At 35.5% G+C, this 16174-nt stretch carries 8 protein-coding genes; 1 reads left to right on the top strand and 7 read right to left on the bottom strand.

The genetic code is table 11. The features are described from left to right. The coding region (locus Q0857_RS11100; protein ID WP_298535077.1) for a proprotein convertase P-domain-containing protein at positions 1 to 3194 on the bottom strand (3194 nt) is incomplete at its 3' end. Between the two features lie 513 nt (positions 3195 to 3707). Between Q0857_RS11100 and Q0857_RS11095 the strand changes: the two genes are divergently transcribed. After that, on the top strand, positions 3708 to 5297 hold the full coding sequence (locus tag Q0857_RS11095) for a peptide chain release factor 3 (RefSeq protein ID WP_298535075.1): 1590 nt from the start codon (positions 3708 to 3710) through the stop codon (positions 5295 to 5297). A 392-nt stretch (positions 5298 to 5689) separates the two neighbouring features. On the opposite strand, the gene Q0857_RS11090 is transcribed toward Q0857_RS11095, so the two are convergent. The 6 genes from Q0857_RS11090 to rplA form a co-directional block, all read right to left on the bottom strand. After that, positions 5690 to 6007 (bottom strand): DUF3467 domain-containing protein, encoded by a 318-nt coding sequence (locus Q0857_RS11090; RefSeq protein ID WP_298535093.1) that lies wholly within the window; start codon positions 6005 to 6007, stop codon positions 5690 to 5692. 137 nt (positions 6008 to 6144) lie between these two features. Further along, on the bottom strand, positions 6145 to 10446 hold the full coding sequence (rpoC, locus tag Q0857_RS11085) for a DNA-directed RNA polymerase subunit beta' (RefSeq protein ID WP_298535073.1): 4302 nt from the start codon (positions 10444 to 10446) through the stop codon (positions 6145 to 6147). 32 nt (positions 10447 to 10478) lie between these two features. Next, positions 10479 to 14291, bottom strand: a complete 3813-nt coding sequence (gene rpoB, locus Q0857_RS11080; RefSeq protein WP_298535069.1) for a DNA-directed RNA polymerase subunit beta — start codon at positions 14289 to 14291, stop codon at positions 10479 to 10481. A 192-nt stretch (positions 14292 to 14483) separates the two neighbouring features. Next, a complete protein-coding gene (gene rplL, locus Q0857_RS11075) occupies positions 14484 to 14858 on the bottom strand; it encodes a 50S ribosomal protein L7/L12 (protein WP_298535067.1) in 375 nt (124 codons plus the stop codon). A gap of 65 nt (positions 14859 to 14923) precedes the next feature. Then, on the bottom strand, positions 14924 to 15445 hold the full coding sequence (gene rplJ, locus Q0857_RS11070; protein ID WP_298535065.1) for a 50S ribosomal protein L10: 522 nt from the start codon (positions 15443 to 15445) through the stop codon (positions 14924 to 14926). Between the two features lie 19 nt (positions 15446 to 15464). Continuing rightward, positions 15465 to 16154 (bottom strand): 50S ribosomal protein L1, encoded by a 690-nt coding sequence (gene rplA / locus Q0857_RS11065; RefSeq protein ID WP_298535063.1) that lies wholly within the window; start codon positions 16152 to 16154, stop codon positions 15465 to 15467. Positions 16155 to 16174 lie beyond the last annotated feature (20 nt).

Here is a 16174-nt window from a genome sequence, read left to right as displayed (position 1 = left end):
AAAACTAAGGTCGTTACCGCACAAGTCAGTTCTGCAGGAGCCCCTGCATCAGCCGTGGGAGCTAATATATCTTCTGTAATCGTAACTGTATCGGTTGCCACACAACCTGTAGTAGTATTTGTTACGGTTAAAGTATACACACCAGCGGCACTTACTACTGGACTTAAAGTGGTTCCTCCACTATCTATTGTTCCGCCACTCCATAAATATGTGACTCCTGCTATAGTGGTTCCTGTTCCGTCTAAGGTTATCGTTAGATTGTTACAATTAATCTCTGATCCTGGGCCTGCCTCGGCTGTGGGTAATGCATTTACAACAACATCAAACGATATATTAGAAACGCACCCATCTGGACTTGTATAAACTCCTGTGTAAGTACCTGCGTCATCCATCCCAATATTATCAAACCGTACTATCTCATCCACTTCAGAGTCTACATTTCCATCTTCATCAGTCCAAACCCATCCAGTATTAATATTAGGCCCTCCATCGAATTGGATATCCTGAAATCCGCCATCATCACAAAGAGGAATAGTACAACTACCTCCGGTAAATGCTATCCATGGTCCCCAAACATTAGAAGCATCCCGAATACGGTATCTTTCGCAAAAAATATTTACAGGTGCAAAAACCTCCACCTCGATTTCTGATCTTGCGCTCTCACAACCAGCACCATTTGTCTGACTTACATAATAAGATGTACTACCGGCACTTACCGTACTTGGTGTCGGTGCCGTAGAGCTACCTGTACCACCTGATGATACCGTATACCACAATAAGTTAGTCCCTGTTGCGGTTAAAGCTGATGCCGTATCACCAACACAATATTCCACGGGAGTACTCACTATAGGAGCACTTGGCACCACATTAATTGTTACATTTATATTACTACTATTAGGGCAAGTCCCTGATGTAGTATACGTTACTGCATAGGTAGCAGGTGTGGATGCACTCAAATCAATAACACCTGTACTTCCATCAATACTTAAACCCGCAGTTGAGCTAAAGGTTCCGCCAGTCAAACCTGTAATTGTTGGCGTTGGATCTGAAGCATCTGCACAATATGCTGCAGCGTTATAATTGAATGTTGCATCATCTAAAACATCAACTGTTAATGTTCCTGCAGATGACGTTAAAGGTCCACATCCAGGAACATTACTACTAATAACAACTCTATACTGGTTATTATTCTCGGTAACCGAGGCCGAAGTAATATTTAAAGTAGCTGTTGTTACATTTGAATAAATTCCTCCGTCGCTTAAGTCTGAAAATGCTCCTCCTGTACTTACTTGCCATTGATAAGTTAAAGTTTGATTAGGTGCGCTAGCACTAACACTAAAACTACTATTATCTCCTGCGCAAATTGAATCATCTCCAGGTTGAGATGAAATTGAAATAGATGTTAAATTAATTGTAGTTGTAGCACTAATACTTAAAACTGGATCTCCTGGGGTACCTCCATACTCAACAACATACCCTTGAGAGGCATAAGCACCTGAACCTCCCGCGTTTGGCAAATCATTCCATGATCCTACCGGACCAATGGTAATATCTGTTATATGCGCATAATCTTCTCCACCACAACAATTGTTTGGTTCTAAACCAGGATTCCAAAAAGCAAAATTGACTGGTGCTACAGTAGTTCCTCCTGTATTTCCGCTCCAAAATGGTGTTCCAGTTCCTCCATTTGCCAGACCTTCTGGCCCCGTTACCCAACGCCAATCTCCTTCTGTAGCTACATCATTTGCTCCAATCCATCCAACACCTGTTGCTTGTGCCCCTGAAAAATCAGCTTCAGCCTGGGTTGTTAATGTTGCCAAATAACCTTGTAAACCAAAATATGTTCTTGCATTTGCTGCCGTATTAGCAGCTGTCCATGAAATACCCGGGGATGTTACAAACTCATAATAATGATCAGTAGGTGGCAAATAATTTGCAGTTCCCGGAGTTATTGAAAATTGTTTAGTTCCAGTTGCACTTGCATTACTACTAGAATATAAAACATCTAAAACAGCATCCTCAAATTCTGCGAAAGTAGCAGGTCCTTGCAACGATAGTTCTCCTTGAGTGGCGTCAAAAGTAGCTGTAATACTAGGATGAGAACCTGGACTACTAAGCGCCAAGATATCTTCTCCGTTCACATATCCAGATGATATTTGAATATATACTGCATCAGTAGTCGTGTCATCAGGATCTGTAATGCTAATGCTCGTTGCAATATTTTGCGAATTACCAACACCTGGACATAAATATTCGTTTCCTGAAGCTGTTACGACTGGAGGTTGATCAACACCACCACCCGTACCAGATACAGTAATAGATTCGCTTAAATCATCGGCAGTCGTATTACTATCGGTTTGATCTGCACTTATTGCTGTAATCGTATTCGTAATACTCGATCCATTAGTCCCTGCATTAACTGTGGCTGTAATATTAAGCGTAGTGCTAGCTCCATTATTCAATGTGCCAATTGTCCAAACCCCCGTTCCTGATACATAGGCACCATCATCACTCGCATAAGTTACTCCAGTAGGTAAAATATCGGTAATGCTAACATTTGTTGCTTGAACAGTACCATTATTTGTAACCGACAATGAATAAATTATAGTATCACCCTCATTCGGTGTGCTGTTATTTACTGTTTTTGCTACCGCTAAATCTGTAGTCGCAATACATACTTCTACAGAAAAACTATTTAATGTACCAGTATCAGCACCCGCTCCATCAACCACTGTAAGCGTCCAAGTACCATTTGGATTTTCACCATTAAAACTACTTAATGCTTGTTCTGGACTATACGTCCCTGTATATGGCGGAAGACCCGCAGTAATTGCCGTACCTGCAGCATCATCGAAAACCGTATTCGTATAATCATCGCCAAAAAAACCATTACCACTAGAAAGATCTATAACTGTTCCGGCTGGGCTGGTTAATGAGATGCTTAAATCTCCATCCCACGTATGTGTAATATCTAAAGTAACGTTTACATCTGTAATGGGCCTATTTTCACTAAATGAAACTGTCCGAGAAACACCTGAGGGTGTATTATCTGGAATTGCAACGGCCGGACCACTAAATGATTGAGTGGAACAAACTTGTCCAAATGCACTATTAGAAAAAATAAAAAATATAAAAAGTAAAAAAAGATAAACACTTACACGCCGTAAATGCTGCCTTCGTAAATTAACCTTCATACAGAGAGAAATGTTGTTATTCAATATATTTTACTCTAATTTAATATATAAAAATATGGACATAAATAGTCCATAATACAAAGGATTGGAAGAACTTATTAAAAATCATGGTTAATAACTTTCTATAGCCGTAACAAGCCATTACAAAGTATTAGCCCAATTAATTATAGTCTAAATTAAAGATTAAAGAAATCCCCCAAATTCTAAGTTTATATTTTCCAAAAAAACTATGGTTTTCAAAAAAATATTTGTGAATATATAATTTCACAATGACTATATTTTACTTTTTTTAACATTTGTTAATAATATTAGATGAACTACATATTCCAACTATAAAGCAATTTTTGACGCTCTCAAATCAGAGATTTATTGCGCTTTTAATTTCATTAAAAAACATTAGAAAACTTTAAGAATAATTTCTCTAATTTTTAAATACTTATAAGATTCGACTTAAATTATAAAAGATATTCGTATAGCGAACAATATCATTTATATTTGCCGAAATTTAATATTATGAGCTTTTTAGAGGAAATAGAACGCAGACGGACTTTTGGAATCATTTCGCATCCTGATGCGGGTAAAACTACGCTCACAGAAAAATTACTCCTTTTTGGTGGTGCTATTCAGGAAGCAGGTGCTGTAAAAAGCAATAAAATTAAAAAGGGAGCAACTAGCGATTTTATGGAAATAGAGCGCCAACGAGGTATTTCGGTAGCCACTTCTGTATTAGCTTTTGAGTACAACGGTATTAAAATTAATATTCTTGACACCCCTGGACACAAAGATTTTGCTGAAGATACTTTTAGAACACTTACGGCTGTTGATAGTGTTATTGTAGTTATTGATGTTGCAAAAGGTGTCGAGGAACAGACTGAAAAATTAGTTGAAGTCTGTAGAATGCGAAACATCCCAATGATTGTATTCATAAATAAAATGGATAGAGAAGGAAAAGATGCCTTTGATTTGTTGGATGAAGTTGAGCAAAAATTAGGTTTAAAAGTAACGCCTTTGAGTTTTCCTATTGGTATGGGCTATGATTTTAAGGGCATATATAACATCTGGGAAAAAAATGTAAATCTGTTTAGTGGTGATAGTAGAAAAGATATAGAAGAAACCATTGAAATATCTGATTTATCTTCTCCTGAACTTAACAGCTTAGTTGGAGATGATGCTGCCGATACACTTCGAGAAGAAATAGAGCTAGTTGAAGGTATATATCCTAATTTTGAAAAAGAGGCTTATTTAGCAGGAAATCTCCAACCCGTGTTTTTCGGTTCAGCTTTAAACAATTTTGGTGTACGGGAATTACTAGATTGCTTTGTAGAAATTGCACCAAAACCAAGACCTAAACAGAGTGAAGAACGGCTTGTTAAACCTGATGAATCAAAATTTAGCGGTTTTGTTTTTAAAATTCATGCTAATATGGATCCCAATCATAGAAACCGTTTGGCCTTTGTTAAAATTGTTTCTGGAGAATTTAAGCGTAACGCTCCGTATTTACACGTACGAAATAAAAAGAAGTTAAAATTCTCCAGCCCTAACGCTTTTTTCGCTGAGAAAAAGGAAATAGTAGACATCTCCTATCCCGGTGATATCGTAGGCTTGCAAGATACTGGCACTTTTAAAATTGGTGATACCTTAACTGAAGGTGAAGTTTTAAATTATAAAGGAATTCCTAGTTTTTCACCAGAACACTTTAGGTATATTAATAACGCAGATCCCTTAAAATCTAAGCAATTATTTAAAGGTATTGACCAACTCATGGACGAAGGTGTTGCTCAATTATTTACGCTAGAACTTAATGGAAGAAAAGTTATTGGAACCGTTGGTGCCTTACAATATGAAGTTATTCAATATCGATTAGAACACGAATACGGAGCAAAATGTACCTATGAAAACTTGAATGTTCATAAAGCATGTTGGGTAGATCCTTCTAATTCGAATACAGACGAATACAAAGAATTTGTTAGGGTTAAACAACGTTTTTTAGCTAAAGACAAACAAAATCAGTTGGTATTTTTGGCAGATTCACCATTTTCTCTACAAATGACTCAACAAAAATATCCAAATGTAAAACTTCATTTCACCTCTGAATTTGAATAAATAACTGTGTTTTTATAAAAAATATTAACCAAGTAAAAATATGTCCGGTGTGTCACTCAAATTTCTTTTAATAAAACGGTAACCTAACAAAAAAGTCATTATAGGCTTTTTTAAAGGGCTTTTGAACACCTAAGAGTAAATTATGTTTAACAAGTTAATAAACGCGTAAAAATCACCATTAAACGAAGTAGGGTTTTTAAAAGTATAAATTATACTTATTACAAAACTCATAATTCATAGTTTTTAATAATTTTAATGTAAAAATAAAAAGCCTTTGGAATAAATTCCAAAGGCTTTTTATTTAATCGTTGACTTTAGTCTAACTAATCAATTTATACATATTTGCTCAATAAAAATTTAGAGCAACTATAAATTTTCTATATATATAATTTTTAGGCTTGACCCGTAGGTCCAAAATTTAACGGGATTGGTGGTTGCTCGTAATCTTTAATTTCACCATGAGCATTTTCAAACCGTGTCACATTTTCTCCTAAAGCTTTTAATAAACGTTTTGCATGTTGTGGAGTTAATATAATTCTAGATTTCACCTTATTTTTAGGTACTCCAGGCATAATATTTACAAAATCAACTACAAACTCAGAGACCGAATGATTAATTATTGCGAGGTTAGAATAAGTTCCTTCCGCTACTTTTTCATCCAGTTCAATATTGATTTGCCCTTGTTTTTGTTTGTCTTTTTCGTCTGCCATAATAATTTTCTTATTAAAAAAGCCTCCAAGTATATTAATATACATGAAGGCTTTTTGTATTGTAGGCTTCTGCATTACTCATCGATGATCACCTTCAAATAATGCATTCGTGAATCTTCGATTTTGCAGAAACTTAATTAATTATAATTTAACTCTTGTTTTACTTGCATCATTTCGTCAAACTCTTCTTTTGATCCCACAATGATATCAGAGTAACTTCTCATACCTGTACCTGCTGGTATTCTATGACCAACAATTACATTCTCTTTCAATCCTTCTAAAGAATCAACTTTACCAGCAACAGCTGCTTCGTTAAGTACTTTAGTAGTCTCTTGGAAAGATGCTGCAGATATAAACGATTTCGTTTGAAGCGACGCTCTTGTAATACCTTGCAGGATTGGTGTAGCCGTAGCAGGCTGTGCATCTCTTGCAACAACAAGTTGTTTATCTTCTCTCCTTAAAATAGAATTCTCATCTCTCAACTCACGAGGAGAAATAATTTGTCCTGCTTTAAGATTTGTTGATTCACCAGCATCTTCAATTACTTTCATTCCAAAAATATCATCATTTTCTTTAATGAAATCTGCCTTATGAGCCAATTGATCTTCTAAGAAAATAGTATCACCAGAATCAATGATTCTTACTTTACGCATCATCTGTCTAACAACAACTTCAAAGTGTTTATCATTAATCTTCACACCTTGTAAACGATATACTTCTTGTACTTCATTTACTAAATATTGCTGAACGGCTGAAGGGCCTTTGATGTTCAAGATATCGTTAGGCGTAATAGACCCGTCCGATAGTGGCATACCTGCCTTTACATAATCATTTTCTTGAACAAGAATTTGATTAGATAATTTTACTAAGTATTTCTTAACATCTCCTAACTTAGATTCAACAATAATCTCACGGTTACCTCTTTTTATCTTACCAAAAGAAACCACACCATCAATAGCACTAACTACCGCTGGGTTAGAAGGATTACGAGCTTCAAACAATTCTGTTACACGAGGAAGACCACCAGTAATATCACCCGCTTTAGCTGACTTACGAGGAATTTTAACTAATATTTTACCAACACTAATTTTTTCTCCATCATCAATCATTAAATGGGCTCCTACTGGTAAATTGTATGAACGAATTGTTTCTCCTTTAGAATCTTCAATATGAAGCGTAGGAATAAGCTTTTTGTTCCTTGATTCAGAAATTACCTTTTCTTGGAAACCTGTTTGCTCATCAATTTCTACTTGATACGTTACCCCTTGTTCGATGTTTTCGTACTTCACTTTACCAGCAAACTCCGAAATAATTACACCATTATATGGATCCCATGTACAAACCACATCTCCCTTACTTAATTTGTCACCATTTTTAATATTAATGGTAGAACCGTAAGGAATATTATTTGTACTTAAAACAATACCTGTTTTCTTATCAATAAGTTTAAGTTCAGACGTTCTAGAAATAACGATATCTACATCATTTCCTTCATTGTCTTGACCTTTAACTGTTTTTAAATCCTCAATTTCAGCAATACCATCAAATTTAACGGCTAATTTATTGTCCTCTGAAATATTACCTGCAATACCGCCTACATGGAATGTTCTTAATGTTAACTGTGTACCAGGCTCTCCAATAGATTGCGCAGCTACAACTCCAACAGCTTCACCTCGCTGTACCATTTTACCGGTTGCTAAATTACGCCCGTAACATTTAGAACAAATACCTTTTAATGCTTCACATGTTAAGGCTGAACGCACTTCTAAACTCTCAATAGGAGATGCTTGAATAGATTTAGCAATATCATCTTCAATTAATTGACCAGCAGAAACTAATAGCTCATCAGTCAATGGATTATGAACATCATTCAATGATACACGACCAACAATTCTTTCTTCTAAAGTTTCAACAACTTCATCGTTTTTCTTCAATGGCTCAACTTCTACACCTCTTAATGTACCACAATCTTCAGTATTGATAATTACATCTTGAGATACATCAACTAAACGACGTGTTAAATAACCTGCATCCGCCGTTTTAAGAGCCGTATCCGCAAGACCTTTACGTGCACCGTGAGTAGAAATAAAGTATTCTAAAATTGAAAGTCCCTCTTTAAAGTTAGAAAGAATTGGATTTTCAATAATCTCACCCCCACCTGCATTAGATTTTTTAGGTTTTGCCATTAATCCACGCATACCTGTAAGCTGACGAATCTGTTCCTTAGATCCACGTGCTCCAGAATCAAGCATCATAAACACCGAGTTAAATCCTTGCTGATCTTCTCTAATACGCTTCATTGACAATTCTGTCAATTCAGCATTTGTCGATGTCCAAATATCAATTACTTGGTTATAACGTTCGTTATTAGTAATAAGTCCCATGTTATAGTTTCCAGTAATACCGTCAACTAAACCATTGGCTTTATCAATCATACCCTGCTTTTCCGGTGGTATAATAATATCTCCTAAACTAAATGATAAACCACCTTGGAATGCAAACTTAAACCCTAAAGTTCTAATCGCATCTAAGAAATCAGCCGTTTCCGGAACAGAAGTCACTTTAAGAATATCACCAATGATATCTCTCAACGATTTCTTAGTCAGTACTTGATTGATATATCCGGCTGCTTGAGGAACGTGTTGGTTAAATAATACTCTACCAACTGTCGTATCCACAATCATTCTATCTAGCTTTCCATCTTCATTAATATCAATAGTTCTAACTTTGATACCTGCATTCAAATCAACGCGTTTCTCATTGAAAGCAATTTCTACTTCCTCTGGAGAATAAAAAGTTAATCCTTCACCTTGAATTGGAACTTCAGGCGTAGACTTACGTAACTTAGTCATATAATACAGACCAAGTACCATATCCTGAGACGGTACCGTTACTGGAGAACCATTTGCAGGATTTAAAATATTATGAGATGCCAACATTAATAATTGACATTCTAAAATAGCTTCTGGCCCAAGTGGTAAATGAACCGCCATCTGGTCACCATCAAAATCGGCATTAAATGCAGTACACACTAATGGGTGTAACTGAATTGCTTTTCCCTCAATTAATTTTGGCTGAAAAGCTTGTATACCTAAACGGTGTAAAGTAGGCGCACGGTTTAGTAATACTGGATGTCCTTTAAGAACATTTTCCAAGATATCCCAAACCACAGGCTCTCTTTTATCTATAATTTTCTTTGCAGATTTTACCGTTTTTACAATACCTCTTTCAATTAGTTTTCTAATTACGAAAGGCTTGTATAACTCTGCTGCCATATTTTTTGGCAGTCCACATTCAAATAATTTTAATTCTGGCCCAACAACAATTACAGAACGTGCCGAATAATCCACACGCTTACCAAGTAAGTTTTGACGGAAACGCCCTTGCTTACCTTTAAGTGAATCTGATAATGATTTTAATGGTCTATTAGAATCCGTTTTTACAGCTGATGATTTACGAGTGTTATCAAACAATGAATCTACAGATTCTTGTAACATACGTTTCTCATTACGCAAAATAACTTCTGGAGCTTTTATCTCAACCAATCTCTTAAGACGGTTATTACGGATAATTACACGACGGTATAAATCATTTAAATCTGAAGTTGCAAAACGTCCACCATCTAACGGTACTAAAGGACGTAATTCAGGCGGAATAATTGGAATAACTTTCATAATCATCCATTCTGGACGATTTTCTCTGTTATTATTTGATTCACGTAATGCTTCAACAACTTGTAAACGCTTTAAAGCCTCTGTTTTACGTTGCTTAGATGTTTCAGTATTTGCTTTATGACGTAACTCGTATGATAACGATTCTAAATCTATTCTAGCTAAAAGTTCAATTAAACATTCAGCACCCATTTTAGCTAAAAACTTATTTGGGTCTGAATCATCTAAGTACTGATTATCCTGAGGTAACTCTTCAAGAATATTTAAATATTCTTCTTCTGTAAGGAAATCCATTTTTTGTAATGGCTCACCTTCCTCATTTTTAGCATTACCTGGTTGAATTACTACGTAACGTTCGTAGTAAATAATCATATCTAATTTCTTAGACGGTAATCCTAATAAATAACCTATTTTATTTGGTAAAGAACGGAAATACCAGATATGAGCAACAGGCACCACTAAATTAATGTGTCCTACTCTATCACGACGTACTTTCTTCTCTGTTACCTCTACACCACAACGGTCACAAACGATACCTTTGTAGCGAATTCTTTTATACTTACCACAAGCACACTCATAATCCTTTACAGGACCAAAAATACGCTCACAAAACAAACCATCACGTTCTGGTTTGTGTGTACGATAATTAATAGTTTCTGGTTTTAAAACCTCACCTCTAGACTCTGCTAAAATAGACTCTGGTGATGCTAAACCAATTGAGATTTTATTAAACCTCTTAACTGTATTTTTATCTTGTTTTCTTGCCATAATATATGGTTGAAATGAATTTAATTAATTAACTACTCCTCTAATCTGATGTCTAAACCTAAACCTTTCAATTCGTGCATAAGTACGTTGAATGATTCTGGTAACCCTGGATCTGGCATTGGTTCACCTTTAACAATACTTTCGTAAGTTTTAGCTCTACCAATAACATCATCAGATTTTACAGTTAAGATCTCACGTAAGGTACTTGATGCGCCATAAGCCTCAAGTGCCCAAACTTCCATCTCACCAAAACGCTGACCACCAAACTGTGCTTTACCACCAAGAGGCTGTTGCGTAATTAATGAGTAAGGTCCTATAGAACGTGCGTGCATTTTATCATCAACCATGTGACCAAGTTTCAACATGTAAATCACACCAACTGTTGCTGGCTGATCGAAACGTTGTCCTGTTCCACCGTCGTATAAATAAGTATGACCATATCTTGGAATTCCAGCTTCGTCTGTGAATCCATTAATTTGATCGATAGTTGCTCCATCAAAAATTGGTGTCGCGTATTTGCGATTTAATTTCTGACCAGCCCATCCTAATACAGTTTCATAAATCTGCCCAATGTTCATACGAGATGGTACACCAAGAGGATTCAATACAATATCAACAGGTGTTCCGTCTTCTAAGAAAGGCATATCTTCTTGACGAACAATACGAGCAACAATACCTTTGTTACCGTGGCGCCCTGCCATTTTATCTCCTACTTTTAGTTTACGTTTCTTAGCTATATAAACCTTAGCCAGTTTAATAATACCCGCTGGTAACTCATCACCTACAGAAATAGTAAACTTCTCACGACGTAAAGACCCTTGAAGATCATTTTCCTTAATCTTATAATTATGAATTAAATCAGCTACTAATGAATTTGTATGATCATCAGTTGTCCATTTCCCAGACACTAAGTGTGCATAATCATCAACAGCATTTAACATTTTAAGTGTGAACTTTTTACCTTTTGGTAATACCTCTTCACCTAAATCATTAAAGATACCTTGAGCTGTTTTACCATTTACAATAGCAAAAAGTTTATCGACTAAAACATCTTTCAACTCATCAAACTTTCTGTCATATTGAGCTTCTAGTGCCAAAATATCATCTTTATCCTGTGCTCTCTTACGCTTATCTTTTACAGCTCTTGCAAATAATTTTTTCTCGATAACCACACCATGTAATGACGGCGAAGCTTTTAAAGATGCATCTTTCACATCACCTGCTTTATCTCCAAAAATAGCACGTAATAATTTCTCTTCAGGAGTTGGATCAGATTCTCCCTTAGGTGTAATCTTACCAATAAGAATATCACCAGGCTTAACTTCTGCACCAACACGAATCATCCCATGTTCATCTAAGTCTTTAGTTGCCTCTTCAGATACATTAGGAATATCGTTTGTCAATTCCTCATTACCCAACTTAGTATCTCTAACTTCTAAAGAATACTCATCAATATGGATAGATGTGAATATATCTTCACGTACCACTTTTTCTGAAATTACAATCGCATCCTCAAAGTTATACCCTTTCCATGGCATAAAGGCTACTTTCATGTTTCGTCCAAGAGCTAATTCACCTTGTTGGGTGGCGTAACCTTCACATAAAACCTGACCTTTAGTAACTTTATCACCTTTAACCACAATTGGCTTCAAGTTAATAGAAGTTCCTTGGTTTGTTTTTCTGAATTTTACTAATTGGTATGATTTAATATCACTATCAAAACTTACTTTAGCTTCATCCTCAGTACGATCGTATCTTATTTTTATTTCATTAGCATCAACATATAGTACTTCACCAGTTCCTTCAGCATTAATTAATACTCTAGAATCAGATGCTACTTGACGCTCTAAACCAGTACCTACAATAGGTGCATCAACTCTTAATAATGGAACTGCCTGACGCATCATGTTAGATCCCATCAAGGCTCTATTCGCATCATCATGTTCCAAGAAAGGAATTAACGAAGCAGATATAGATGAAATTTGATTAGGTGCTACATCAGTATAATGCAGGTTATTAGGATCAATTACTGGAAAATCACCTTCCATTCTGGCAATAACCTTATCATGTAAAATTTTACCGTCATTATCAACTTCAACAGTTGCTTGAGCAATTAATTTTTCTTCTTCTTCCTCAGCACTTAAATATGTTGGTGCATTTTTAATATCAACAACACCATCCGTAACTTTTCTATATGGTGTTTCAATGAATCCCATAGAATTCACTTTAGCAAATACTGAAAGTGAAGAAATCAAACCAATGTTTGGTCCTTCTGGTGTTTCAATAGGACATAAACGCCCGTAGTGTGTATAGTGTACATCACGCACCTCAAAACCAGCTCTCTCTCTAGATAAACCACCTGGTCCAAGAGCTGATAAACGACGCTTATGCGTAATTTCAGCTAATGGATTCGTTTGGTCCATAAATTGAGATAATTGATTTGTTCCAAAAAATGAATTAATAACAGACGACAAAGTCTTAGCGTTAATTAAATCAATTGGAGTAAATACCTCATTATCACGAACGTTCATACGTTCGCGAATAGTACGAGCCATACGAGCAAGACCAACACCAAACTGAGATGACAACTGCTCACCTACGGTACGTACACGACGGTTAGATAAGTGATCAATATCATCAATCTCTGCTTTAGAGTTGATAAGCTCAATTAAATATTTTATAATGGTTATGATATCTTCTTTGGTAAGCACTTGCTTATCCATTCCAATATCTAAACCTAATTTTTTGTTCATTCTATAACGACCTACTTCTCCTAAAGAGTAACGTTGGTCTGAGAAGAATAACTTATCTATAATACCACGTGCTGTTTCCTCATCTGGTGGCTCGGCATTACGTAATTGTCTATAGATATGTTCAACAGCTTCTTTTTCAGAGTTTGTTGGATCTTTTTGAAGCGTATTATGAATAATAGCATAATCACCTTGTTCTGACGTTTCTTTATGTAAAAGAATCGTTTTCACTTCTGCTTCAAGAATTTCTTCTATATTTTCTTTATCAAGAACTGTATCACGATCAAGTACAATTTCATTACGCTCGATTGATACAACTTCTCCAGTATCCTCATCTACAAAATCTTCATGCCAAGTATTTAATACACGGGCAGCTAATTTTCTTCCTAAATATTTTTTTAATCCTGACTTTGAAACTTTAGCTTCTTCGGCAAGGTCAAAAATCTCCAATATATCCTTATCACGCTCAAATCCGATAGCACGGAAAAGTGTTGTAACAGGTAATTTTTTCTTTCTATCAATGTAAGCATACATAACTTGGTTGATGTCTGTAGCAAACTCAATCCAAGATCCTTTAAATGGTATAACTCTAGCTGAATATAATTTTGTTCCATTAGCATGGAAAGACTGACCAAAGAAAACACCAGGAGATCGGTGTAATTGAGATACTACTACACGCTCGGCACCGTTAATACAAAATGTACCAGAAGGTGTCATGTAAGGTATAGTTCCTAAGTATACATCTTGAACAATGGTTTCGAAATCTTCATGTTCAGGATCTGTACAATATAACTTTAACCTAGCCTTGAGGGGAACGCTATAAGTAAGTCCTCTTTCAATACACTCTTCAATGGCATATCGTGGTGGATCTACAAAATAATCTAAAAATTCTAAAACGAATTGATTACGAGAATCTGTAATTGGAAAGTTTTCCATGAAGGTATTATAGAGACCTTCATCTCCTCTTTCCTCAGATTTTGTTTCTAATTGGAAAAAATCTTGGAAGGATTTAATCTGGATATCCAAAAAATCTGGATAGGCTGTCTTATTTATTATAGACGAGAAATTTAATCTTTCAGCTTGTGTTGATAACATCAATGGACGAAATTTTGATTAAAAAATAGTGATAGTGCTTTTAAACACTAGTTAAATGGTTCAAATCCTTTTTCATATCTGCTAACCATTTTTCAATTTATTTTGGTATATACTATATACGCAAAATGGTCTAGGTGTTATCCCGCTTTTTGCGGGACAAACCTAAACCTTTGTATTGTTGAGTTTTAAAGCTTACTTAAGCTCAACCTCAGCTCCAGCCTCTTCTAAAGATGCTTTTAAAGCTTCCGCTTCATCTTTAGTAACAGCTTCTTTGATAGCACTTGGTGCTTCATCAACTAAACCTTTAGCTTCTTTTAATCCTAAACCAGTTAATTCTTTAACAAGTTTTACAACTGCTAATTTAGAACCACCAGCCGCTTTTAAGATAACATCAAATTCAGTTTGAGCTTCTTCAGCTTCACCTCCAGCAGCAGGACCAGCAACAGCAACTGCAGCAGCAGCAGCAGGCTCGATACCATACTCATCTTTTAATATAGTTGCTAACTCATTTACTTCTTTTACAGTAAGGTTAACTAATTGTTCTGCGAAATCTTTTAAATCTGCCATTTTTCTATCGTTTTAATAATTTTGTAATAATAATATAATTGTAATAAAGTGCGTACTATTTAATACTATCCTTCTTTTTCAGATAGTGTTTTAATAAGTCCAGCTAATGTTCCTCCACCTGATTTAAGTGCTGAAACAACATTTTTAGCAGGCGATTGTAATAATGTCACAATCTCTCCAATCAATTCTTCTTTAGATTTGATGTCTACTAACATGTCTAATTGCTCATCGCCAATATAAACTGCTTCTTCAATAAACGCACCTTTTAATAAAGGTTTGTCTGATTTTTTACGAAACGTTTTTATCAACTTAGCTGGTACATTACCTGTCTCAGAGTACATCACAGATGTATTTCCTTTTAAAACAGATGGTAATTCTCCAAATTCTCTATCTGAAGCTTCCATTGCTTTTTCAAGTAACGTATTTTTAACGACTGCCATTTTTACGTTTGCCTTAAAAGCGGCACGACGTAAATCTGAGGTAGTTCCTGCGTTTAATCCTGAAATATCCGTTAAATAGATATTTGCATTATTAGCTAATTCTGCAGTTAACTCCTCAATTACTAATGATTTTTCTTCTCTTGTCATAATAAAAGTTTTAACTTAACTAACCAATCTTAGGATCAACAGCAATACTTGGGCTCATGGTAGAAGACATAAAAATGCTCTTTACATAAACACCTTTTGCAGTTGTCGGTTTTAGTTTCATTAATGTTGTTAATAATTCATTTGCATTACCTGCAATTTTATCAGCACTAAATGATGCTTTTCCTATAGCAGCATGTACAATACCAGTTTTATCAACTTTAAAGTCAATTTTACCAGCTTTTACTTCTGTTACGGCTTTAGCAACATCCATAGTTACCGTACCAGTTTTTGGGTTAGGCATTAAACCACGAGGACCTAATACACGTCCTAAAGGACCTAACTTACCCATAACACTTGGCATAGTAATAATAACATCAACGTCTGTCCATCCGCTCTTGATTTTATCAAGGTACTCGTCTAAACCGACATAATCAGCTCCAGCTTCTTTCGCCTCTGCTTCTTTATCTGGTGTTACTAATGCTAATACTTTCATATCTTTACCTGTTCCGTGTGGTAAAGAAACCACACCTCTAACCATTTGATTAGCTTTACGAGGATCTACTCCTAAACGCACAGCCAAATCAATTGATGAGTCGAACTTAGTATTGGTAATTTCTTTTATTAACGCTGATGCTTCATCAACAGAATAAATTTTACCTTTTTCAATTTTCGCTAAAGCTTCTTTTTGCTTTTTTGTTAATCTTGCCATTTTCTAATGTCTTTAATAGA

It is taken from the genome of uncultured Algibacter sp., assembly GCF_947495925.1.
Taxonomy (GTDB): domain Bacteria; phylum Bacteroidota; class Bacteroidia; order Flavobacteriales; family Flavobacteriaceae; genus Algibacter_E.
Note: the sequence above shows the minus strand (reverse complement) of the source record. Positions and strands in the feature narration are given on the sequence as shown.

Bases quoted from the DNA above. Each gene is read 5' to 3' on its own strand.
- Q0857_RS11090 (WP_298535093.1), bottom strand. From the start codon at position 6,007: ATGGCAGACGAAAAAGACAAACAAAAACAAGGGCAAATCAATATTGAA.
- rpoB (WP_298535069.1), bottom strand. From the start codon at position 14,291: ATGTTATCAACACAAGCTGAAAGATTAAATTTCTCGTCTATAATAAAT.
- rplL (WP_298535067.1), bottom strand. From the start codon at position 14,858: ATGGCAGATTTAAAAGATTTCGCAGAACAATTAGTTAACCTTACTGTA.
- rplJ (WP_298535065.1), bottom strand. From the start codon at position 15,445: ATGACAAGAGAAGAAAAATCATTAGTAATTGAGGAGTTAACTGCAGAA.
- Q0857_RS11095 (WP_298535075.1), top strand. From the start codon at position 3,708: ATGAGCTTTTTAGAGGAAATAGAACGCAGACGGACTTTTGGAATCATT.
- rplA (WP_298535063.1), bottom strand. From the start codon at position 16,154: ATGGCAAGATTAACAAAAAAGCAAAAAGAAGCTTTAGCGAAAATTGAA.
- rpoC (WP_298535073.1), bottom strand. From the start codon at position 10,446: ATGGCAAGAAAACAAGATAAAAATACAGTTAAGAGGTTTAATAAAATC.